Here is a 20,681-nt window from a genome sequence, read left to right on the forward strand (position 1 = left end):
AACGGAGGAGGACGACGGATGCGGGCCCTGGCCTGGCTTCTCGCGCTCACGGCTGCCCTGGCCGCACGGCTGCGCACCGGCGGTGATCCCGAGCGGGGCGACGTCCCCGGCTGGGTGATGATCACGGTGATGACGGCGGCGCTCGTGCTGGCGATCCTCGTGCCGTTCCGCGAGGCGATCGTGGCGGCGGTGCAGAACGCGCTGGCCTCCGTCACGGCCGGTGGCTAGCCGATCCGACCACGACGACCCCGAGCGCGGGAGTGCCGTCGTCGACTTCGTGCTGGTGTCGGTGCTCGTCGTCGTGCTGCTGCTGGCGGTGCTGCAGGTCGCGGTCTACGTGCACGTGCGCAACGTGGTGACGGCCAGCGCGCAGGACGGCGCCCGGTACGGGGCCAACGCCGACGTGCCGGCCGCTGCCGCCACCGGCCGCACGCTGGAGGCGGTGGCCCGGGCGACGTCGGCCCGCACCGCCGAGGGGCTGGTGTGCACCGCGGCCGAGGAGGTCGACGGCACCGGCCTGGTGCTGGTGACCGTCCGCTGCCGCGGATCCGTGCCGACGCTGCTGGCGGGGCTGGGCGACCTGCTGCCGCTCGACGTCACCGGCCGGGCGGTGGAGGAGGCGGCGTGAGGTGGCTGCGCGCCCGGCTCGGGCAGATCGAGGGCGAGCGCGGGTCGGCACTGGTGGAGTTCGTGTTCATCGCGCTGGTGGTGTTCGTGCCGCTGGTCTACGTGGTGGCCGGGTTCTCGGCGGTGCAGCGCGGGGTGTTCGCCGCGACGGCGGCCGCGCGGGAGGCGGGGCGCGCGCTGGCCACCGCGCCCGACCTCGGCTCCGGGCTGGCCCGGGCCGAGCAGGCGGCGCAGCTGGCGGTGGCCGACCAGTCGGTGGACGCCACCGACGTGCGGCTGGCCTTCGCGCCGGCGGGCGCGGACTGCGGCTCGGCGGGCGGGTGGACCCCGACGCTGGTGCCGGGGGAGGAGTTCTCCGTCTGCGCCACGGTCACCGTGCGGATCCCGCTGCTGCCGGAGTGGATCGACGCCAACACCGCCACCGGCCAGTTCGTCGTCGAGACCGACCGCTACGTCGACCGCTGAGGGCCGAACGGCGGACGGCGCCCGCGGCCCGGTGGTGACGCCGCGGTGACGCGCCGTCCCGAGACTCCGGCTCGGGAACGGACGGGTTCCAGGAGCCGAGGAGGATCCGCATGTCGATCGACGCCGTCGCCACCGCCAGCGCCCAGGAGCGGGAGCTGGCCGTCGAACTCACGGCCGCCGTGCTGGCGGAGGCCGCACCGGACGAGGTGGCAGCCCTCGACGACCTCTCGGCGGAGTTCTTCGCCGACCCGCGACTCGCGCTCCAGCGCGATGACCGGGACGAGGAGCACGCGTTCGGCGTGGGCCTCGAGCTGCTGGCCCCCTACGTCCTCGCCGTCGCCGTCCCGCTGGTGCAGTGGCTGGGCGGCCTGGTGGCCGACGGCGCCAAGGAGGCGCTCACACCGATGGTGGCAGACCGGATCCGGGCCCTCTTCGGCCGCCGCGGCGACTCCGCGGAGGCCGCGGCTGCCCCCGGCGCGGGCCTGACGGCGGAGCAGGCACGCACGGCCTGGCAGATCACCGTCGACCGGTTGCAGTCGCTGGGCGTGTCCGATGCCGAGGCCCGCTCGATCGGTGACCAGGTGGCCGGCGCGCTCGTCGTCGGCCGATGAGCCGGTGACCGGGTCGACCGTCGCCCCGCCGGGGGCGGCGCCGCGCATCGACGTCCTCTCCCTGCCCCGGACGACGACGCTGCGGACGTCGCTGCTCGTCGCCGCGTTGGCGGGCGCGGGGCTCGTGGTCGGCACGGTGCTGCACAACCTGCTGCTCGCCGAGGCGTGGGACGACCGCTTCCGGGAGTGCCGGCAGGTCCCCGAGGCTGGGCCCGGTGTCCTCGGAGCGGCCTTCGCGGCGTGCATGGCGCCGGCGGAGCAGCGGCGCGTCGGCGTCGCGGTGACGACCGCGGCTCTCGTGCTCGCCCTCGTCTGGGCGGTGGTGCTGATCGCGCCCCTGCTGCACGACCGGAGCCGCGGGCTGCGCCCCCTCGATGCGGGCTTCGAGCGGGGGCGGGCCCGCTTCGCGGAGCTCGCGGCCGAGGCGGGGCTGCGCCGCGCCCCCGTGCTGATGCGCGGTGAGGGGCTCAACGGCGTGGTCCACGCGCACGTCTACGGCCGTCCGGGGGACCCGCGCGTGGCCGTGCCGCTCAAGCTGCTCATGACCGCCGGGACCCCGGCCTCCGACGCCGTCATGCGGCACGAGCTGGCGCACGTCGCCCACCGGGACCACCTCTCCGGCGCGCTGGCCAGAGGGAGCTGGTACGTGCTGGGCCCGCTGCTCGTCGTACCGGTCGTCGTGTCCGCCGTCGTCGGGGACCTCGAGGTCGTCCCGGGCTACCTCGCCCGAGCGGCCGTCCTCGCCGTGGTGGTCCAGCTGGTGCGGGCCGGCCTGCTGCGCGCCCGGGAGGTCGACGCCGACCTCGGTGCGGTGCGCAGGGGCACCGACCCCGCGGTGATGGCCGCCGGGACCGCCCGTGGTCGTGACCGCCGTTCGCTCGGTCCGTGGGCGCGGCTGCTGGCCACGCACCCCTCGCCGGCCGAGCGCGGGGCGGCCCTGGCGGCACCACACCGGGCGGCCCGCCTGGGGTTCGTGGACGCGCTCGCCGCCGGCTTCCTGGCCGCAACGGTCCTGCCGGTGCTCCGTGCCGCCGGCGCCTCCACCATCGGCGGCGCTCCGGAACGCGAGTGGGTGGTGGTGCTCTCGGTGCTGCCGGCCGGCGTGCTGCTCGGCGCCACGGTGGGGCTGGGGCTGTGGCGCCAGGCCCTCGTGGCCGGCGCGGCCGGGGTGCCCGCTCCCGCCGGACCCGTGGTCGCCGGCATGGCCGCCGGCGCCCTCGTCGGCCAGTCCGTCTCGCTGGCCGGCGTCGGACTGGGCGCCGCATCGGGTCGCGACCCGCTGTGGACGGTCCTGCTGCTGCCCGCGGGGCTGGCCGGTGCCACCGCGCTCAGCGCGGGCCTGGGAGCGCTGTGGGTGCGAGCGGCCGGTCGGTGGCGGGGACCGGCCGCGGTCTGGCTGCCCGCCGTGGTCCTGGGCGCGGCGGCGTCCACCGTCGCGGCCTGGGTGGCGGGCTCGCTGGAGATCTCGCTCGGGGAGGTGGGCTGGCCCGGGACATCCGAGGTCCTGCAGGTGGCCCTCTCGGGATGGCCGGTCACCGTCGTCGCCGTCGCGCTCGCCGCCGCGGCCGGCGCCGCCCTCGTCGCGGGATCCCGGAGCGGGCCTCCTCCGGCGTGGTTGGTCCCGGCGTCCCCGGGGATCGCGTGGGCGGGAGGACCCGTCGCGGCGCCCCGGCTGCGGACCGCGTTGCTCGCCGGGCTCCTGGCCGGAGCCGCCGGGGCGGCGATCATCGTCGCCTTCCGGCTCGCCGCCGGTCCGGCTGGAGGCGACGACGCGCTCGTGCAGCGGGCCTTCCTGTTCCTCTTCGTCGCAGCGGCCACCGGCACGGGCGCGGGCCTGGCGCTGCTCGCCTCCTCCGGGTCCCAGGGGCTGGGGGCGGCGGCCCTCGCGGCACCGGTCGCGACCGCGGTCGCCGGGCTCGGGATCGTCGGGCTCAACGCGGCCCTCGGCGGCGGACTGGATCTCTCGACGACGGGAACGGTGCTGCAGCGCTCGCTGGCCCTGGGGCTGATCGGGCTGCTCGCCATCGCCTGGCTCCCGCTCCGGGGCACGGTGCGATCGGAGGCCGCCGTCCTGGTGCTCGTCGCGGTGGTCACCGTCGCTGCGGCCTCCACCGTCGTGGTGGTCCGGGACGCCCTCGTGCCGGTCGGGGACGCGACGGCATCCGAGGCCGACCCGGAGTTCGCCGAGCTGGACTACCGTGTCCGCCTCGGCCCCGCCTTCTTCTCCGCCTCCGACGAGCTCTGGCAGACGACGCTCGAGATCGAGAACGGTCCGGCCACCGCCCCGGAGCGGGCAGAGCGCTACCGGGCCGAGGTGATCCCGGCGGCGCGGGACCTGCTGGCCAGCGCTCGCGCGTACTCCTCCGGCTCGCCCGAGGTCGACGCCGTGCACGCGCGCTGCACCACCGCCCTCGAGCTGGCCGTCACCGGCTACGAGGACCTGGCCGCGGGCTACGAGACCGGACGTGTGGACCTGCTGGAGCAGGCTGCTGCACATCTCGGGGAACACCTCGACGAGTGGCTGGCGTGGGGGGAGGCCGTCGACGAGCTCCGCTGACCGGATGACGCACCTCCGTGAGGTGTTCCCCGACCGCCGCGGTGGCCGGGCGTCCGTCGTCGGGACCGACCGCTACCTCGACCGCTGACCGACGCGACGGCGCGCCGCCGCGGACCTCCGGAACGCCGGGGTTCCCGTCCGGGGGCGGGCCGGAGGGTCACAGTCCGGTCCCTGCGGGCCGGACCCGCCGGCCCGGGGTCACGGGAGGTCGTCATGTCCCACTCCGCCGCGCGCCTGGCCGCCGTCACCGTCGGCGCCAGTGCAGTCCTGCTCGGTCTCGCGGCGCCGGCCCTGGCGGCGCCTCCCACGTTCGAGCGGGTCCAGTTCGACGACACCTTCTCCGACGAGTTCCTGAGCGAGGAGTGCGGCGTCGACGTCACGACCCGGGCCGTCGGTCAGGTGACGACCCGGACCTTCGACCGCAAGGGCACGGGGCCGCTCGTCCTGACGACGGTCAACGTCAGCCTCACCGCCACGGCGGGGGACAACACCGTCCGGTTCCGGGACGTCGGCGGTGACCTGCTGCGGCGTGAGCCCGACGGCACGCTGGTCCTGTCGATCATCGGGCAGCTGCCGTTCCAGTTCACCGGAGTCCTCAAGATCGACCCGGACACCGGTGAGGTGCTCCACGAGCCGGCCAACACCACGGACGACGAACTGGAGCGGGTCTGCGCCGCCCTCACCGCGGACTGACCGGATGGGCGGTGTCCCGGTCACCAGGACCGGGACACCGTCCGGCCGGCCCGCCACACCGACCCGGGTCGACGGGGACGGGGGAGGAGCCGTGACGCGCGCCGGCAGCGACACCCGCCTGCGCGAGGCCGTGGGCGACGAGCGCTCAGTTGATGCAGCTCTCGTCGTCGGCGGTGCGGACGGGCCCGGCGTCCTCCGTGGGCGCGGGCGTCGTCGGTTCCGTGGGCTGCCCGATCGCGGTGAAGTCCGCGCCCAGGATGAGTTGCACGGTGCCCGCGGTCGCGTCGTCGGCCACCTCCGTCACCGCTCCCGGCACCTGGGCGGCCAGGGTCGCGGCGAGCGCCTCGTCGCCGGGGGCGTGCCGGATCAGCGTGCGGGCGTAGTCGCTGGAGTCGGCGTTGCCGGTGGTGACGACCGGGAAGCCGGCCGCCTCGAGCGCCGCGGTGGCCGACGCGGCCAGCCCGCCGACGCCCGAGCCGTTGTAGACCGCCACCGACACCTCCGACGGCTCGACCGGGTCCGGCGCCGGGGCGTCGGACGCCGGCGCCTCGGGCTCGGCCGACAGGCTGGCGAAGAAGGCGCGCAGCGTGGCGTCGTCGGCCAGCTCCACGATGGAGCTGCCGTTCTCGTCGCGGGCGTCGGGGTTCGCGATCGGCACGGTCTGGAAGTCGATGCTGCCCGCCGTCACCCCCTGCATCTGCGCGGCCAGGTCGAGCAGGTCGAGGTCCTCGTCGACGGTCAGCGACTCCGACGCCGCCCGCACCAGCTCCCGCTGCGTGCCCAGGTCGAGCAGCACGTCCTGCGACAGCAGCTTGCGCAGCACCCCGCTGAGGAACACCTGCTGGCGCACGATCCGGTCGAGGTCGCCGCGGGGGAGCGCGTCGGTGCCGTCGGGCCGCTCGCCGTGCCGCTGCCGGACGAACCGCAGCGCGTCGACGCCGGAGATCGTCTGCTTCCCCGCCGGGAACACCGCCCCGGAGTACTCCGAGTCGTCGACGGCGTAGCAGAGGTTCACCTCCACGCCGCCGATCACGCTGGTCAGCTCGAAGAAGCCGAGCAGGTCCACCTCGGCGTAGTGGTCGATGCGCAGGCCGCTGAGCTGGTTGATCGTCTGGATGAGCAGCTGCGCGCCGCCGGCCTGCCGCTCGGTCAGCGGCGCCGACTCGTCCACCTCCGAGTACCCGTAGGCGTAGGCCGCGTTGAGCTTGTCCATCCCGTAGCCGGGGATCTCCACGTAGGAGTCGCGGGGGAAGGAGACGAACGACGCGCTCGACCCGTCGGCCGGCAGGTGCACCAGGATCATCGTGTCGGTGTTGACGCCGGAGTCCACGCCGGCGCTCAGCTCCGCGAGCTGCTCGGGCGTGAGGTCGGCCCGGCTGTCGTTGCCCACCAGCAGCAGGTTCATCGCCTCCGGCGCGTCCCCGGAGTCGGCGTTGCCGTCGTCGGGGATGGCGTCGGTGCGGTTCACCCCGGCCTCGGCCACCCGGCCGAGGTACCAGCCCCAGCCGCTGCCGGCGAGCAGCACGACCGACAGCAGCGCGGCCACCACCCGGGCGACGACGACCCCGCGGTGCGAGCGGGCGCGCGGCTCCGCCGCGGACGCCCGGGACGCCGAGGGCGCCGCGTGCCGGGCGGGCCGGCCCGCCCGCGGGTCCAGCCGCGGCGGCAGGGGCCGGCCGGAGGGGTCGCCGGGCGGGGTGCGGTCGCTCACGCGCGGCAGGGTAGGGCCGCCCGGCGGCCCGTGGTGGTCCTCCGGACCCGGCCCGCCGGAGGGGGGTCAGCGCACGTAGGTGGTGCCGCCGCCGAGGGCGGTCAGCACGACCATGCCGATGAAGGCGAGCGCGAGGAAGAGGACGACGGCGGCGAACAGGAGCCAGCCGCGCTCCTCGATGCCGCGCTTCTCCGCAGGGGTCGGCGGCGGCGCCTGGCCGGCCGGCTGCTCGGTGGGCGGATGGTCGACGGGTGCGGTCATGACGACTCCCGGGGGTGCGCCTGTGCCGCCACGCTAGGGCGGCCGCGGGCGGTCCCGGAGGGTCGGAGGTCCCTGGTCCGGCACCCGCCGGGTTCCTACCGTTCCGCTCCACCATCGAGAGAGCGGGGGACCCCATGAAGCACCGGCGACTGTTCCTGACCACCGCCCTGGCGGCGGCCGTCGTCACGGCGACGGCGAACCCGGCGGGTGCGATCACCTTCGGCCAGCCCGACGGCAACCGGCATCCCGAGGTCGGCGCGCTGCTCACCGACGTCGACCCGGGCAGCCCGGGCCCGGAGGTCATCTGCTCCGGCACCCTGATCGCGCCGACGGTGTTCCTCACGGCCGCGCACTGCACCGTCGAGGCCGAGGCCACGGGCGCGCCGCTCTGGGTCACCTCTGACCCCGAGTACGACGAGGAGACCCCCGACGCCACCGGCGCGATCCCCGGCACCGCGCACAGCCACCCCGAGTTCGGCGCACCCGGCGGCGGCGCGGACGCCCACGACATCGCCGTCGTGGAGCTCGCCTCCGCCCCGGCCGGGATCACCCCGGCCCAGCTGCCCACCGCCGGGCTGCTCGACGCGCTCGGTCAGCGCGGCCTGCGCAGCCAGACCTTCACCGCGGTCGGCTACGGCTCGATCCGGGAGGACAAGACCGGTGGGCCGCACAACCTGTTCCCGCCCGACGGCATCCGCCGCTTCGCCCTGCAGACGGCGCTGTCGCTGCAGAAGACCTGGTTCACGCTGTCGATGCAGCCCTCCACCGGCGACGGCGGCACCTGCTACGGCGACTCCGGCGGCCCGCACTTCCTCGGCGGCGAGAACAGCCACCTGCTGGTCAGCCTGACCGTCACCGGCGACGCGATGTGCCGGGCCACCGACCGCACCTACCGGCTCGACACCGCCTCGGCGCGGGCCTTCCTGGCCCGGTTCGTCACCCTGCCCTAGCGGGCGCGGCGCAGGCGCTCAGCCGATCGTCAGGCCGAGCGCCTGCGCCAGCACGACCGCCTGCTCGGCGCGGATCCGGGCGCCGTCGAGGGGCACCTCGCGCGGGTCGAAGGCGGCCAGGTCGCTGCCGCGCAGGTCGGCGCCCGACCAGCGGCTGCCGTCGAGCACGGCGGCCGACAGGTCGCAGTCGGTCAGCGTGGCGCCGGTGAGGTCGGCGCCGCGCAGGTCGGCCTCGCGCAGCCGCACCGCGGCGAACTCCGTGCCCCGCAGGTCGGCGTCGACCAGCGTCACGAACGACCAGTCGCCGCCGCTCACCCGCAGCGGCCGCATCGAGCAGGAGGAGAAGACGCTGCCGAGCACCGCGCAGTCGGTGAACTCGGCAGTGGTGAACGAGCAGGCGGTGAACCGGCAGCCGCGGAACGCCGACGCCTCGTGCCGCCCGGCCGACAGCCGGCAGCCGGTGAACGAGCAGTCCTCGAACGTGGCGCCCACCGACGTCGTCTCCGACAGGTCGACGTCGAGCAGCGTGCAGCGCACGAACGACCGGCCGGAGAGGTCCTCGCCCCACCAGTCCTCGCCGCGCAGGGTCGCGTCCTCCACCGGGGCGGTCACCCCGCGGACGGTAGGGGACCACCGTCCCGGCGGGCGACCAGGACCGCGCCGGCTGCCAGTGGTGCCGCCCCCAGGAGCACGGTCGTCCAGAGGACACCGGGCAGCCCGGACGGGGCCGGGCCGGCCAGCAGCGCCCAGCCGAGTGCGGACAGCGGCACGGTCACGACGCCGGTGCCCACGGCCAGCGCCCGGCGGACCCCGGCGTCCGCGCGTGGTGCACCCCAGCCCGCGAGCACGGCCGGGGCCAGCGTGAAGAGCCAGTGGAAGACCGGGATCACCGCGCCGGTCCCGACGTCGGAGAGGGCGGCGGCGTAGAGCGCGTTCCAGGTCAGCGCCGCGGCTGCGGCGAGGACGACGACCAGCCAGACGGCCGCGGCGATGCGGCCGGCCGTCCGCAGCGCACCGCGCACGGTGAGCGCACCGACGACGGCCCCCGCCACCGTCGCGCCGGCCGACAGCACCCACAGCGCAGCCGGGACGTCGGCCACGAGCCACGGGCTGTCCTGGGCCCACTCGGGCCGGGGCCACCGGTGCAGCCCGGCCACCGCGGCGGCCGCCGTGAGGACGGCCGACGCCGCGATCGGCGCATGCAGGGAAGGGGCGGGACGGGTCACGGCGGCACGGTCGCACGACCGGGACGTCCACGAGGCCGACGCGCGGGATCCCCTCACCGGTCCGGGTGGCGCCGGCCACATCTGCGGGGACACTCGGTCGTTGTGTTGCACGAGCGCGCGCGACGACGCGGGCGCCCGACCGCGAGGAGACGCGACCCTCGATGACGAGGTCCCGACTGCTGACCGCCCTGACCGCGGCGCTGACCACCGCCGCGGCCGCCGTCCTGCTCGGGAGCGGCACCGCCACCGCCGCCCCGGCCCCCGCTGCCGCCGACACGGGGGAGTTCGCCCCGCTCGACCGGCCCGGGCCGCGGCTGTCGGTGCCGCGCGACGCGCTCGACGCGAGCCTCGAGTGCAACGGGCCGCTGCGCGGTCTGGTCCAGGACCCGATCCTGCTGGTGCCCGGCACCACGATGGACCCGCACGTGGGCTTCGACTGGAACTACGCCCGCGCCTTCGACCAGCGCGGCTGGCGCTGGTGCACGGTCACGCTGCCGTTCGACGCCACCGGCGACGTCCAGGTGGCCGGCGAGTACCTCGTGCACGCCATCCGCACGATGGCGCAGCAGTCGCGCCGCGACGTCGACGTCGTCGGCTGGAGCCAGGGCGGCATGGTGCCGCGCTGGGCGCTGCGGTTCTGGCCCGACACCCGGGCGCTCGTCGACGACCTCGTCGGCCTCTCGCCGTCCAACCACGGCACGGCGCTGTCGGAGGTGACCTGCGGCGACTGCAACCCCGCCTTCCACCAGCAGGCCGCGGGCTCGCGGTTCCTGCAGGCGCTCAACAGCGGCGCGGAGACCTTCGCCGGCGTCGACTACACGGTCGCCTACACGGCGCTCGACGAGGTCGTCGTCCCCAACACCCCCGGGATCGCCAGCTCCGCGCTGCGCACCGGCGACGGCGCGGTCGCCAACATCGCCACGCAGGAGGTCTGCCCGGCCAACGCCGCCGACCACTTCGCCATCGGCAGCTCCGACCCCGTCGGCTACGCGATCGCCCTCGACGCGCTCACCCACGACGGGCCCGCGGTGCGCTCCCGCATCCCGCTGGGCACCTGCCTGCAGCCGTTCCAGCCCGGCGTCGACCCGCTCGCCTTCGCGCCCACCTACGCCGCGTTCCTCGCCTACGCCACGGACTCCGCCGGCAACGCGCCCGACGTGCCGGAGGAGCCGGCGCTCGCCCCCTACGTGTACCGCTGAGGAGGGGGACGGCCGCCCGGGGCGGCCGTCCCCGCCGCGGGTCAGCCGCCGCGCTCGACCTCGGCCTGCACGATCCCGCCGATCGCGGTGCGCAGCGCCTCGTTGCCGGTGTCCCCCTCGGCCAGCGCGGCGCGGGCGTCCTCGGGCAGCAGCGCGGGGTCGACGTCGTCGAGCCAGGCCACGTCGTCGCCGTTGCGGCGGCCGATGCGCAGTGCCTCGCCGCCGTGCCGGACCACGTAGGTCTCGCTGTCGATCTCGATCGTCAGGTCGTCGCTCATGGGCGGCCCCTACCCGGCGCGGCCCGCGGCACGCACCGAGGATGAGCGGGTGGACGTCGTCGAGGTGGTGGTCACCGGGCCGGACGCCGACTGGCTGGCCGGCTACACGCGCACCCTGGTCGAGGAGCGGCTGGCCGCCTGCGGCCACCAGCTCGCCGCGATCCGCTCCGTCTACCGCTGGGAGGGCGCGGTGCACGACGAGCCGGAGGCCCGCGTCGCCCTGCACACCCGCGCGTCGCTGGTGCCCGAGCTGGTCGCGCGCACCGCGGAGCTGCACCCCTACGACGTCCCGTGCGTGCTCGCCCTGCCGGTGTCCGGCGGCGACGACGCCTACCTCCGCTGGGTGGTGGCCGAGACCCGCGAGCCCGCCCCGTGAGCGAGCCGCCGCGGGTCATCGGGGTGCGGAGGCCGTCGCCGCGCTCGAGGCCCTGACCGGCGACCTGCCCGCGGCGCGCGCCCGGCTCGCCCGCTGGCAGGCCGGCCCTGCCGCCGGCTCGGACCGGCCGCACGCCGCTGCCTTCGCCGCGTGGCCCGGGACCGCCGTCCGCGGAGGACCGTCGTCCGCCGAGCGTCAGCCGGGCTCGCCGCGCAGCTTCCGCCGGGCGACGACGGCCAGGTCCACCAGCGCCACCGCGCCGAGGACGAACAGCACCACCGCCGGCCACGCGGGCAGGTCGGTGCGCAGCCACAGCACCCCGAGCACCACGCAGACGACCAGGCCGAACGCCGCCAGCACCAGCCGCAGGGTCAGCGCCGACTGCGCCGGCGCCGCGCCGAGCAGCCCCGCCGTCGGGTCGTGGTGGTCGGGCAGGCCCCGCTCGTAGTCCTCGCGGGTCAGCTTCCGCCGCGGCTCGCTCATGGGAGGGGCGTACCCGGTGCCGGCCCCGGCCACCCGGATCGGCCGCTGCGAGGATGGCCCGGTGACCCCGCCCGCCCGCGACTCGACCGCCGTCCTGCGCGACCTCGGCGCCGCCCTCCGGGCCGCCGCGCCGGCGGGCACCGCGCGGCTGCGCTACCGCGCCGTCGTCGTCGGCGACGTCCGCCGCGACCAGCTCACCGCCGAGCCCGCCGCCGGGGACGAGCTGCCCGTGCCGGCCGCGGTGCGCCGCGCGGTCGAGGAACTCAAGCGCGCCATGTGGACGCCGGAGCGCGGCACCTGGCTGCAGACGGAGATGGTCCTCGACCTCGCCACCGGCCGGCTGCTGCCCATCTTCAACGCCGAGGCCCTCCCGCCCGGCCCGCCGCTGCCCCCCGGGGCGCTCGCCGCCGAGCTGCGCGCCTACCCGCGCCCGCCGGACGCCGTGCCCGGCTGGATGGGCGAGCCGACCGGCTGACGCCCCGGCGCACTACCCTGGATCGACGTGGCCGCAGACTTCTCCGTCGTCCTCGACGAACTCGACACGACCCTCTCCAGCATCGAGTCCGTCCTCGACGTCGACAAGCTGCGCCGCGAGGTGTCCGAGCTCGAGCAGCAGGCCGCCGCGCCGGACCTGTGGAACGACGTCGAGGCCGCCCAGGCGCTGACGTCGAAGCTGTCCTACCTGCAGGGCGACCTGCGCCGCGTCGAGGAGCTGCGCCGCCGGCTCGACGACGTCGGCGTGCTGCACGAGATGGCGCTGGAGGAGTCCGACGAGTCCGTCACCGCCGAGGCCGAGCGCGAGCTGGCCGCGCTGCGCAGCGAGATCGACGAGCTCGAGGTCCGCACGCTGCTCAACGGCGAGTACGACTCCCGCGAGGCGCTGGTGACCATCCGCTCGGAGGCCGGCGGCGTCGACGCGGCCGACTTCGCCGAGATGCTCATGCGGATGTACCTGCGCTGGGCCGAGCGCCACCGCTACCCGGTCGAGGTCTACGACACCTCCTACGCCGAGGAGGCGGGCATCAAGTCGGCCACCTTCGCCGTCAAGCAGCCCTACGCCTACGGCACGCTGTCGGTCGAGCAGGGCACCCACCGGCTGGTGCGTATCTCGCCGTTCGACAACCAGGGCCGCCGGCAGACGTCGTTCGCCGGCGTCGAGGTGCTGCCGGTCGTCGAGCAGACCGACCACGTCGACATCCCCGAGAACGAGATCCGCATCGACGTCTTCCGGTCCTCCGGCCCCGGCGGGCAGAGCGTGAACACCACCGACTCCGCCGTCCGGATCACCCACCTGCCCACCGGCATCGTGGTGTCCTGCCAGAACGAGAAGAGCCAGATCCAGAACCGCGCCGCGGCCCTGCGGGTGCTGCAGGCCCGGCTGCTGGCGGTCCGCCAGGCCGAGCAGCGGGCCGAGATGGACGCGCTCAAGGGCGAGGGCTCCAGCTGGGGCAACCAGATGCGGTCCTACGTCCTGCACCCGTACCAGATGGTCAAGGACCTGCGGACCGAGGTGGAGACCGGCAACCCGTCGTCGGTCCTCGACGGCGACATCGACGCCTTCATCGAGGCCGGCATCCGCTGGCGCCGGCAGCAGGAGAGCGTCCCCGCGTCCTGACGGCGTCGACCCCGTCACAGTCGGCGGGGGTTCGACCGGCGCCCTCCCGGGGTAGTGCAGCCGATTCGCGCAACGCGCCCGGTGCGTCTCGCCGCGAACCGCTCATGGTGCGGTCCCGGGCAGGTACCGTGGCCCCTCGTGATCGAATTGCAACACGTCACCAAGCTCTACCCGGCCAGCGCTCGGCCGGCCCTCGATGACGTGTCGACGGAGATCGACAAGGGCGAGTTCGTCTTCCTGATCGGCTCCTCGGGCTCCGGCAAGTCGACCTTCCTCCGGCTGCTGCTCAAGGAGGACGACCCGACCCGCGGCACGGTGACGGTCAACGGCAAGACCCTCAACGGCATGAGCAAGTGGCAGGTGCCGAAGCTGCGCCGCACGATGGGCTGCGTCTTCCAGGACTTCCGCCTGCTGCGCAACCGCACGGTGGCCGAGAACGTGGCGTTCGCCCTCGAGGTGATCAACAAGCCGCACCGCACCATCAAGCGCGTCGTCCCCGAGGTGCTGGAGATGGTCGGCCTCGACGGCAAGGCCAACCGGCTGCCCCACGAGCTCTCCGGTGGTGAGCAGCAGCGGGTCGCGATCGCCCGCGCGTTCGTCAACCGGCCGCTGGTGCTGCTCGCCGACGAGCCCACCGGCAACCTCGACCCGGAGACCAGCGAGGGGATCATGCTGCTGCTGGAGCGGATCAACCGCACCGGCACCACGGTGATCATGGCCACCCACGACTACCACATCGTCGACTCGATGCGCCGCCGCGTGATCGAGCTCAACGGGGGCCAGATCACCCGAGACCAGTCGCGCGGCGTCTACGGCGTCGGCCGCTGACGGTCCGCCTCCCCGACCTGCACCTCACGCAAGGGAACCCATGCGCGTCAACTTCGTCCTCTCCGAGGTGGCCACCGGGCTGCGTCGCAACCTGACCATGACGGTCGCGATGATCCTGACCACGGCCATCTCGCTCGGTCTCATGGGGACCGGCCTGCTCATCGCCGGGATGATCTCCGACATGAAGGAGATCTACTACGACAAGGTGCAGGTCTCCATCTTCCTGGCCGACGACGTCACCGACGAGCAGCGGACCGCGATCGAGACCCAGCTGACCGACTCGCCGGAGGTCGCGAGCTTCCTCTACGAGTCGAAGGAGGAGGCCTACGAGCGCTTCCGGCAGCAGTTCTCCCAGCAGCCCGAGCTGGTCGAGAACACCCCGCCGGACGCGCTGCCGGAGAGCTTCCGCGTGGAGCTGGTGAACCCCGAGCGCTACGAGGTCATCGCCGCGGAGTTCCCGAACGGGCAGAACGGCGTCGACCAGGTGCGTGACGAGGGCGACTTCCTCGATCGCCTGTTCAGCCTGCTCAACGGCGCCCGCAACGCCACCATCGCCGTCGCGGTGGTGCAGGCGCTCGCGGCGCTGCTGCTGATCTCCAACACGATCCAGCTGGCGGCGTTCAACCGGCGCAACGAGACCAACATCATGCGGCTGGTCGGCGCCTCGCGCTGGTACACGCAGCTGCCGTTCATCCTCGAGGCGGCGCTGGCCGGCCTGATCGGCGCGCTGCTCGCCGTCGGCGGCCTGGTGCTGGCGAAGGTGCTGTTCGTCGACAAGACCCTGGCCGGGCCGATCAAGGCCGGGATCATCCCGCCGGTCGACTGGGGCGCGATCGCCACCATCAGCCCGATCATCGCCGCGGCCGGCGTGGGCCTCGCCGGCATCGCCGCCTACGTGACGCTGCGCCTCTACGTCCGGCTGTAGTCCCGGTTCCTCCTCCCGAGATCTGCACACTCGGGGTCTTCCGCGCCCGGAAGACCCCGAGTGTGCAGATCTCGCGCGTTCCGGGGGTAGGGCGCCAGGCATGACGACCGACGAGGTGGCCCCGGCAGGCGACGTCGACAGCGGGCGGGCCGACGTCCGCGCCGCGCTGCGCAGGCTGGGGGCGGTGGGCGCCTTCGGCGACGACGGCGAGGACCCGACGACGGCGCTGCTGGCGGCCGTGCGGCTGGTGCGCGAGGTGGCCGCGGTCAGCCTTGCCACCGCCTTCTCGGCCTGGTCGCAGCGCATGGTCGTGGAGTACCTGCGCGCCGCCCGGCAGCCCGACGACGGGCTGTCGGCCGCGCTGCGCACCGGCGAGGTGACCGGCGCGACCGCCCTCGCCCCGGCGATCGCCGACCTCGCCGGCACCGGCACGATCCCGGTCACCGCCACCCGCGACGGCGCCGGCTGGCGGCTGTCGGGCTCCATCGGCTGGGCGTCCAACCTCTTCGACGACGCCGTCGTCGTCGCCCCGGCGCGCACGTCCGACGAGGGCCGGCTCGTCGTGCTCTTCCGCCGCACCGACCCCGGCGTCACCCCCGACGGGCCCTACGACCTGCTCGGCCTCAACGGCACCGGCACCGGCGGCCTGCACCTCGACGGGGTCGCCGTCGGCCCCGACCGGGTGCTCAGCGACGACCTCGCCGCGTTCCTCGGCACCTGCCGCCCGGCGATGCTGCTCATGCAGACCGCGCTGGCCCTCGGCCTGGCCGACGCCGCGCTCGCCGCCGTCGACACCCACCTGGTGCCCGGCGCGCTGCTGCGGCGCGACGCCGAGGACCTCTCCGACCAGCGCGACGACGTCGCCCGGCGGGCCGAGGACCTGGCCGGCGACCGGGTGGGCCTCGCGCCCGGCGACCTCGCCCGGCTGCGGCTGGCCGCCATGGACGTGGCCGCCGAGGCGGTGCGGCTGGAGTGCTCGGTCGCCGGGGGAGGGGGCTACCGGGCCGGCAGCGACACCGCCCGCCGGGTGCGCGAGGCGGCCTTCCTGCCAGTGCAGGCGCCCACCGTGACCCAGCTCCGGCGGGAGATCACGGCCGCCGGGGTGCGGCAGTAGCCTGGGGACATGCCGCGTGAACAGGGGCGCAAGCTCATCGCCCAGAACAAGAAGGCGCGGCACGACTACTCGATCCTCGACACCTACGAGGTCGGCCTGGTGCTCACCGGCACCGAGGTGAAGAGCCTCCGGGCCGGCCGGGCGTCGCTGGTCGACGGCTTCGCCACCGTCGACGACGGCGAGGTGTGGCTCCAGCACGTGCACATCCCCGAGTACACGCAGGGGACCTGGACCAACCACGCCCCGCGCCGCAAGCGCAAGGTGCTCATGCACCGCGAGGAGATCGACAAGCTGATCGGCAAGACCCGCGAGGGCGGCCTGACGCTCGTGCCGCTGGACCTGTACTTCAAGGACGGGAAGGTCAAGGCCACGCTCGCGCTGGCCCGGGGCAAGAAGTCCTACGACAAGCGCCAGGACCTCGCCGAGCGCGACTCGCGCCGCGAGATCCAGAAGGCGTTCGGCCGCTACGTGAAGGGACGTCGTTGAGGGGCATGCGTTGAGGGGCATCGCGTACGACCGGTTCGGCGGCTCCGACGTCCTGACGCTGCGCGACGACCTCCCCGACCCGCCCGTCGGGCCGGACACGGTGCTCGTCCGCACGCACGCCACGGGCGTCAACCCGGTCGACGTCGGCATCCGCGAGGGGCACCTGGCCGGGCTCTTCCCGCACCACTTCCCGATCGTGCCCGGCTGGGACCTCGCCGGGACCGTCGAGGCGGTCGGGCCGGCGGTCCACGACCTCGCGCCCGGCGACGAGGTGTTCGGCTACCTGCGCCGCGACGACGTCCAGTGGGGGACGGCGGCCGAGCTCGTCCCGGCGCCGCAGCGCTGCCTGGCGCGCAAGCCGGGGGCGCTGTCGTTCGCCGAGGCAGGGGCGCTGCCGCTGGCCGGGCTGACCGCCTACCAGGCGCTCACCGAGGCGCTCGACGTCGGCGAGGGCGACCGGGTGCTGGTGCACCGCGCGGCCGGCGGCGTCGGGTTCTTCGCCGTCCAGATCGCCGTCGCGCTCGGCGCGCACGTCATCGGCACCGCGAGCCCGCGCAACCACGGCTTCCTCCGCGACGCCGGCGCCGCCGAGGTGCTCGACTACTCGGCCGGGCCGATCAGCGCGCAGCTGTCCGAGCCGGTCGACGCCGTCCTCGACCTCAACGGCGGCGACGCGCTGACCGACGCGCCCCGGCAGGTGCGCGACGTCGCGCGGGTGGCCAGCGTCGTCGACCCGGCGGTCAACGAGATGGGCGGGCGCTACGTGTTCGTCCGGCCCGAGCGGCACGACCTCGAGGAGCTCGGGCGGATGGCCGACGCCGGCCAGCTGCGGGTGGCGATCGCCAAGGCGTTCCCGCTGGAGCGCGCCGCCGAGGCCCACGACCTCGTCGCCGGCGGGCACGTGCGCGGCAAGGTCGTCGTCACGCTGAGATGAGCAGCGCAGCATGAGCGTCCCGCCGCCGGTCGACGACGACGACGTCCCGCGGTTCTGGCGCGAGCTCGGGCTGCCCGGCCTGGTCGACGTCCACGTGCACTTCCTGCCGCCGCGCGTGCAGGCGAAGGTGTGGGCGTACTTCGAGGCGGCGCGGACGCACTACGGCGCCGACTGGCCGGTGCGGTACCCGCTGCCCGAGGACGAGCGGCTCGCCGTCCTGGCCCGGCTCGGCGTCCGCGCCTTCCCGACGCTGCCCTATCCGCACAAGGCCGGGATGGCCGCCTGGCTCAACGACTGGTCGGCCGCCTTCGCCGCGGCGAACCCGCAGGTGCTGCGCTCGGCGACGTTCTTCCCCGAGCCCGAGGCGCCGCACTACGTCGCCGAGGCGCTCGAGTCCGGCGTCCGGGTGTTCAAGGTGCACGTGCAGGTGGGCTCCTTCGACCCGCGCGACGCCCTGCTCGACCCGGTGTGGGCGCGGCTGGAGGAGACCGGGACGCCGGTGGTCATCCACTGCGGATCCGGTCCGCTGCGCGGCGAGCACACCGGGCCGGCGCCGATGGAGGGGCTGCTCGAGCGGCACCCCGGCCTGCGGCTGGTGGTCGCCCACCTCGGCATGCCCGAGTACCGGGAGTTCCTCGACCTCGCCGAGCGGTACGAGCGGGTGCACCTGGACACCACGATGTTCGCCACCGACTTCACCGAGCGGCTCATGCCCTTCGACCCCGCGCTGCGGCCTCGGCTCGGCGCGCTGCGGGAGAAGGTGCTGCTCGGCAGCGACTTCCCGTCGATCCCGTACCCCTACGCCCACCAGCTCGCCGCACTCGCCCGGCTCGGCCTCGGCGACGACTGGCTGCGCGCGGTGCTGCACGACAACGGCGCCCGCCTGTTCGGGCTGCCTGCCTGATGCCCGCCGCCCAGGACGACCTGCGGGTGGCGACGGCGGTCGGCCCGCTGCTGCTGCGCCGCCCGGTCGCGGCCGACCTCCCCGCGGTCTGGGCCGTGCACGGCGACCCGCGGACCAACCGGCACAACCCGGCCGGCCCGGACGCCGACGTCGCGGCCAGCCGGGACCGCCTGCACGAGTGGCTCGACCACTGGGCGCGGCACGGGTTCGGCTACTCCGCCGTCGAGACCGGCGAGGGACGGGTCGTCGGCTTCTCCGGCGTCCGGACGTCGGCGTGGGACGGGGCCCCGGTGCTCAACCTCTACTACCGCTTCGTCCCCGAGGTGTGGGGGAGGGGCGTGGCGACGGCGGTCGCGCGCGCGGTCGTCGCCGAGGCGCGGCGGCGGCAGCCGGACGTGCCGGTGCTGGCGTTCACGACCGTGGACAACACCGGGTCGCGGCGGACCGCGCTCGCCGCCGGGCTGGTGCGCCGGCCCGACCTCGAGCGGGTGGTCGACGGGCACTGGGCCGTCGTCTTCACCACGCCCCCGGCGGGGTAGCCGCGGGCCGTGACGATCCGCCTCGCCGCCGCCGTCCTGGGCACCCCCGACCCGCGCGGGCTTGCGCGCTTCTACCAGCGGCTGCTCGGCTGGCCGCTCCGCGACGACTCCGACGAGTGGGCGACGCTGCGCCCCGAGGACGGCGGCACCGGCCTGTCGTTCCAGCTCGAGCGCGACCACGTGCCCCCGGTGTGGCCGCCGGAGCCGGGCACCCAGCAGATGCAGACCCACCTCGACCTGCTGGTCGACGACCTGGACGCCGCCTGCGCGCTGGCGGAGGAGGCCGGGGCCCGGCGGATCGGCGGCTACGACGACCCGCAGGAGCTCGTGCGGGTCTACGCCGACCCCGCCGGGCACCCGTTCTGCCTGTTCGTCCGGCTCGCAAATGCGTCGCCGGGACCGGAGGACCCCGCCTAGCCTCGGGCCCCGTGCCCGAGATCCTCCCCGCCGACGTGACCGCCGACGTGACCGGCCTGCCCGAGGGCCTCACCGCCCGCCCGCTCACCCTCGACGACGCGGCCGCCGCGGCCGAGCTGCTCGAGGCGGCCGAGGCCGTGGACGACACCGGCGAGCACGAGGACGCCGCCGACCTGACCGAGTGGTGGGACCGCGAGCTGGTCGAGCTGCCCCGCGACGGCCGCGCCGTGGTCGACGCCGACGGGCGGCTGGTCGCCTGGGCGACGTCGATCGCCCCGCGCGGCGGACGCGACGCCTTCCGCATCTGGACCGAGGGCCGCGTGCACCCCGACGTCCGCGGCCGCGGCATCGGCCGGGCGCTGCTGTCCTGGCAGCTGCGCCGCGGCGCCGAGCAGCACGCCGAGTTCGGCCCGCCCGGCCTGCCCGCCCGGCTGGTCACCTCCGTGTGGCCGGCGATGACGTCGCTGGAGTCGATGCTGCGGCGCGCCGGGTTCGAGGTGGAGCGGCTGTTCGCCTCGATGGAGCGCCCGCTCACCGGGCTGCCCGCCGTGACGCCGCCGCCCGGCGTGGACCTGGTGCCCTTCACCTGGGACCGCGACGACGAGATCCGCCGGGCGCACAACGCCTCCTTCACCGAGCACCACGGCTCCACCGAGCGCGACGAGCAGGCCTGGCGCAACTGGTTCACCGGCCGGCAGTCGTTCCGGCCGGACCTGTCGGTCCTCGCGATCACCGACGGCGCGGTCGCCGGCTACGTGCTCACCTACGAGTACGAGGCCGACACCCGCGCCACCGGCATCCGGACCGCGCACTACGGCCAGATCGGCGTGCTGCCGTCCGCCCGCGGGCGCGGCGTCGCCTCGGCCACGATCGCCGCGGCGCTGGCCGCCGCGCAGGAGGCCGGGTACGCGCAGGCCGCGCTCGACGTCGACACCGAGAACACGACCGGCGCGTTCGCCCTCTACGAGCGGGTCGGCTTCCGGGTGTCCCGCACCCACCACGCCTGGGCGTACGTGGTCCCGCCGGCCGCCCGGTGACGCGCCCGGCGCGGGAGGACGACCTGCCGCTGGTCGAGGACGCCGAGCGGGCCTACATCCGCGACGTCGAGCCCGGTGAGGAGGCCGGCTGGACGGCGGCGCTCGACCGCAACCGGGCGCTGTGGCGGGAGAACCTCGCGCGCACCACGGTGCTCGAGGCCGACGGCGGGCCGGCCGGGTTCGTCGTGTGGACGCCCGACGGCGACGCCGCGCTCGTGGTCACCGTGCAGGTGCTGCCGCCGCACCGCCGCCGCGGGCACGGCCGCCGGCTGCTGGAGGTGGTCGAGGCGCAGGCGCGGGAGGCCGGACTGGCGGAGGTCCGCCTGGGCGTGCACCGGGACAACCCGGCCCGGGCGCTGTACGAGGCCACCGGCTTCGCGCCGGCGGGGGAGGACGGCGCCTACCTGCTGTTCCGCCGCCCGGTCGGTCCCGCCTAGGGTCGCCG

27 protein-coding genes are annotated in these 20,681 nt (G+C 75.4%); 21 read left to right on the forward strand and 6 right to left on the reverse strand.

Annotated features, from left to right (window positions below; all coding sequences use genetic code 11):
- The first annotated feature begins 18 nt into the window (after nucleotides 1–18).
- The 6 genes from ACI79X_RS10910 to ACI79X_RS10935 all read left to right on the forward strand — a co-directional run bounded on the left by ACI79X_RS10910 (nucleotide 19) and on the right by ACI79X_RS10935 (nucleotide 4,953).
- On the forward strand, nucleotides 19–228 hold the full coding sequence (locus ACI79X_RS10910; RefSeq protein ID WP_457025417.1) for a hypothetical protein: 210 nt from the start codon (nucleotides 19–21) through the stop codon (nucleotides 226–228).
- Complete coding sequence (locus ACI79X_RS10915) at nucleotides 221–628, forward strand: TadE/TadG family type IV pilus assembly protein (protein ID WP_457025418.1); 408 nt, start codon at nucleotides 221–223, stop codon at nucleotides 626–628. The genes ACI79X_RS10910 and ACI79X_RS10915 overlap by 8 nt, the downstream gene beginning before the upstream one ends.
- Nucleotides 625–1,092 carry a hypothetical protein gene (locus ACI79X_RS10920; RefSeq protein WP_457025419.1) on the forward strand — a complete coding sequence of 156 codons (468 nt, stop codon included), beginning with the start codon at nucleotides 625–627 and terminating at the stop codon, nucleotides 1,090–1,092. Before ACI79X_RS10915 ends, ACI79X_RS10920 begins: the two co-directional genes overlap by 4 nt.
- A 110-nt stretch (nucleotides 1,093–1,202) precedes the next feature.
- Nucleotides 1,203–1,703: a hypothetical protein gene (locus tag ACI79X_RS10925; protein ID WP_457025420.1), complete on the forward strand. Its 501-nt coding sequence runs from the start codon at nucleotides 1,203–1,205 to the stop codon at nucleotides 1,701–1,703.
- A gap of 4 nt (nucleotides 1,704–1,707) precedes the next feature.
- The gene (locus tag ACI79X_RS10930) at nucleotides 1,708–4,260 is read left to right on the forward strand and encodes a M48 family metalloprotease (protein WP_457025421.1); all 2,553 of its coding nucleotides are present in this window, start codon (nucleotides 1,708–1,710) and stop codon (nucleotides 4,258–4,260) included.
- A 213-nt stretch (nucleotides 4,261–4,473) separates the two neighbouring features.
- Complete coding sequence (locus ACI79X_RS10935; protein WP_457025422.1) at nucleotides 4,474–4,953, forward strand: hypothetical protein; 480 nt, start codon at nucleotides 4,474–4,476, stop codon at nucleotides 4,951–4,953.
- Between the two features lie 145 nt (nucleotides 4,954–5,098).
- On the opposite strand, the gene ACI79X_RS10940 is transcribed toward ACI79X_RS10935, so the two are convergent.
- Nucleotides 5,099–6,664, reverse strand: coding sequence for an LCP family protein (locus tag ACI79X_RS10940; protein WP_457025423.1), 1,566 nt, complete (start codon nucleotides 6,662–6,664; stop codon nucleotides 5,099–5,101).
- Nucleotides 6,665–6,730: 66 nt separating this feature from the next.
- Entirely contained in the window at nucleotides 6,731–6,925 is a 195-nt protein-coding gene (locus tag ACI79X_RS10945; protein WP_457025424.1) for a hypothetical protein, read from the reverse strand.
- Between the two features lie 134 nt (nucleotides 6,926–7,059).
- Here ACI79X_RS10945 and ACI79X_RS10950 point away from each other — a divergent pair, with 134 nt between their 5' ends.
- A complete protein-coding gene (locus tag ACI79X_RS10950; protein ID WP_457025425.1) occupies nucleotides 7,060–7,875 on the forward strand; it encodes a trypsin-like serine protease in 816 nt (271 codons plus the stop codon).
- Nucleotides 7,876–7,893: 18 nt separating this feature from the next.
- Here the strand turns inward: ACI79X_RS10950 and ACI79X_RS10955 are convergent, their stop codons facing one another.
- Both ACI79X_RS10955 and ACI79X_RS10960 read right to left on the reverse strand, forming a co-directional pair.
- Nucleotides 7,894–8,487, reverse strand: coding sequence for a pentapeptide repeat-containing protein (locus ACI79X_RS10955; RefSeq protein ID WP_457025426.1), 594 nt, complete (start codon nucleotides 8,485–8,487; stop codon nucleotides 7,894–7,896).
- On the reverse strand, nucleotides 8,484–9,101 hold the full coding sequence (locus tag ACI79X_RS10960; RefSeq protein WP_457025427.1) for a hypothetical protein: 618 nt from the start codon (nucleotides 9,099–9,101) through the stop codon (nucleotides 8,484–8,486). Before ACI79X_RS10960 ends, ACI79X_RS10955 begins: the two co-directional genes overlap by 4 nt.
- Before the next feature lie 161 nt (nucleotides 9,102–9,262).
- Here ACI79X_RS10960 and ACI79X_RS10965 point away from each other — a divergent pair, with 161 nt between their 5' ends.
- Nucleotides 9,263–10,300 (forward strand): esterase/lipase family protein, encoded by a 1,038-nt coding sequence (locus tag ACI79X_RS10965; RefSeq protein WP_457025428.1) that lies wholly within the window; start codon nucleotides 9,263–9,265, stop codon nucleotides 10,298–10,300.
- A gap of 41 nt (nucleotides 10,301–10,341) precedes the next feature.
- On the opposite strand, the gene ACI79X_RS10970 is transcribed toward ACI79X_RS10965, so the two are convergent.
- Nucleotides 10,342–10,578 (reverse strand): hypothetical protein, encoded by a 237-nt coding sequence (locus ACI79X_RS10970; protein ID WP_457025429.1) that lies wholly within the window; start codon nucleotides 10,576–10,578, stop codon nucleotides 10,342–10,344.
- Between the two features lie 49 nt (nucleotides 10,579–10,627).
- On the opposite strand from ACI79X_RS10970, the gene cutA reads away from it, so the two are divergent.
- Nucleotides 10,628–10,954 (forward strand): divalent-cation tolerance protein CutA, encoded by a 327-nt coding sequence (cutA, locus tag ACI79X_RS10975; protein WP_457025430.1) that lies wholly within the window; start codon nucleotides 10,628–10,630, stop codon nucleotides 10,952–10,954.
- A gap of 195 nt (nucleotides 10,955–11,149) precedes the next feature.
- Here the strand turns inward: cutA and ACI79X_RS10980 are convergent, their stop codons facing one another.
- Nucleotides 11,150–11,437 carry a DUF6343 family protein gene (locus ACI79X_RS10980; RefSeq protein ID WP_457025431.1) on the reverse strand — a complete coding sequence of 96 codons (288 nt, stop codon included), beginning with the start codon at nucleotides 11,435–11,437 and terminating at the stop codon, nucleotides 11,150–11,152.
- 61 nt (nucleotides 11,438–11,498) lie between these two features.
- Between ACI79X_RS10980 and ACI79X_RS10985 the strand changes: the two genes are divergently transcribed.
- The 12 genes from ACI79X_RS10985 (at nucleotide 11,499) to ACI79X_RS11040 (ending at nucleotide 20,673) form a co-directional block, all read left to right on the forward strand.
- Complete coding sequence (locus tag ACI79X_RS10985; RefSeq protein WP_457025432.1) at nucleotides 11,499–11,912, forward strand: hypothetical protein; 414 nt, start codon at nucleotides 11,499–11,501, stop codon at nucleotides 11,910–11,912.
- Between the two features lie 27 nt (nucleotides 11,913–11,939).
- Complete coding sequence (gene prfB / locus ACI79X_RS10990) at nucleotides 11,940–13,052, forward strand: peptide chain release factor 2 (protein ID WP_457025433.1); 1,113 nt, start codon at nucleotides 11,940–11,942, stop codon at nucleotides 13,050–13,052.
- Nucleotides 13,053–13,190: 138 nt separating this feature from the next.
- Entirely contained in the window at nucleotides 13,191–13,880 is a 690-nt protein-coding gene (gene ftsE, locus ACI79X_RS10995) for a cell division ATP-binding protein FtsE (RefSeq protein WP_457025434.1), read from the forward strand.
- A gap of 40 nt (nucleotides 13,881–13,920) precedes the next feature.
- On the forward strand, nucleotides 13,921–14,805 hold the full coding sequence (gene ftsX / locus ACI79X_RS11000; protein WP_457025435.1) for a permease-like cell division protein FtsX: 885 nt from the start codon (nucleotides 13,921–13,923) through the stop codon (nucleotides 14,803–14,805).
- A gap of 100 nt (nucleotides 14,806–14,905) precedes the next feature.
- On the forward strand, nucleotides 14,906–15,919 hold the full coding sequence (locus tag ACI79X_RS11005; protein WP_457025436.1) for a hypothetical protein: 1,014 nt from the start codon (nucleotides 14,906–14,908) through the stop codon (nucleotides 15,917–15,919).
- A gap of 9 nt (nucleotides 15,920–15,928) precedes the next feature.
- Nucleotides 15,929–16,405 (forward strand): SsrA-binding protein SmpB, encoded by a 477-nt coding sequence (gene smpB / locus ACI79X_RS11010; protein ID WP_457025437.1) that lies wholly within the window; start codon nucleotides 15,929–15,931, stop codon nucleotides 16,403–16,405.
- Between the two features lie 10 nt (nucleotides 16,406–16,415).
- On the forward strand, nucleotides 16,416–17,339 hold the full coding sequence (locus ACI79X_RS11015) for an NADP-dependent oxidoreductase (RefSeq protein ID WP_457025438.1): 924 nt from the start codon (nucleotides 16,416–16,418) through the stop codon (nucleotides 17,337–17,339).
- 10 nt (nucleotides 17,340–17,349) lie between these two features.
- Nucleotides 17,350–18,243 (forward strand): amidohydrolase family protein, encoded by an 894-nt coding sequence (locus ACI79X_RS11020; protein ID WP_457025439.1) that lies wholly within the window; start codon nucleotides 17,350–17,352, stop codon nucleotides 18,241–18,243.
- Nucleotides 18,243–18,782 carry a GNAT family N-acetyltransferase gene (locus ACI79X_RS11025; protein ID WP_457025440.1) on the forward strand — a complete coding sequence of 180 codons (540 nt, stop codon included), beginning with the start codon at nucleotides 18,243–18,245 and terminating at the stop codon, nucleotides 18,780–18,782. Before ACI79X_RS11020 ends, ACI79X_RS11025 begins: the two co-directional genes overlap by 1 nt.
- 9 nt (nucleotides 18,783–18,791) lie before the next feature.
- The gene (locus ACI79X_RS11030; RefSeq protein WP_457025441.1) at nucleotides 18,792–19,199 is read left to right on the forward strand and encodes a VOC family protein; all 408 of its coding nucleotides are present in this window, start codon (nucleotides 18,792–18,794) and stop codon (nucleotides 19,197–19,199) included.
- Between the two features lie 11 nt (nucleotides 19,200–19,210).
- Complete coding sequence (locus tag ACI79X_RS11035) at nucleotides 19,211–20,236, forward strand: GNAT family N-acetyltransferase (protein ID WP_457025442.1); 1,026 nt, start codon at nucleotides 19,211–19,213, stop codon at nucleotides 20,234–20,236.
- Nucleotides 20,233–20,673 carry a GNAT family N-acetyltransferase gene (locus ACI79X_RS11040; RefSeq protein WP_457025443.1) on the forward strand — a complete coding sequence of 147 codons (441 nt, stop codon included), beginning with the start codon at nucleotides 20,233–20,235 and terminating at the stop codon, nucleotides 20,671–20,673. The genes ACI79X_RS11035 and ACI79X_RS11040 overlap by 4 nt, the downstream gene beginning before the upstream one ends.
- Nucleotides 20,674–20,681 lie beyond the last annotated feature (8 nt).

The sequence above is a fragment of the Geodermatophilus sp. SYSU D01119 genome (assembly GCF_054049975.1).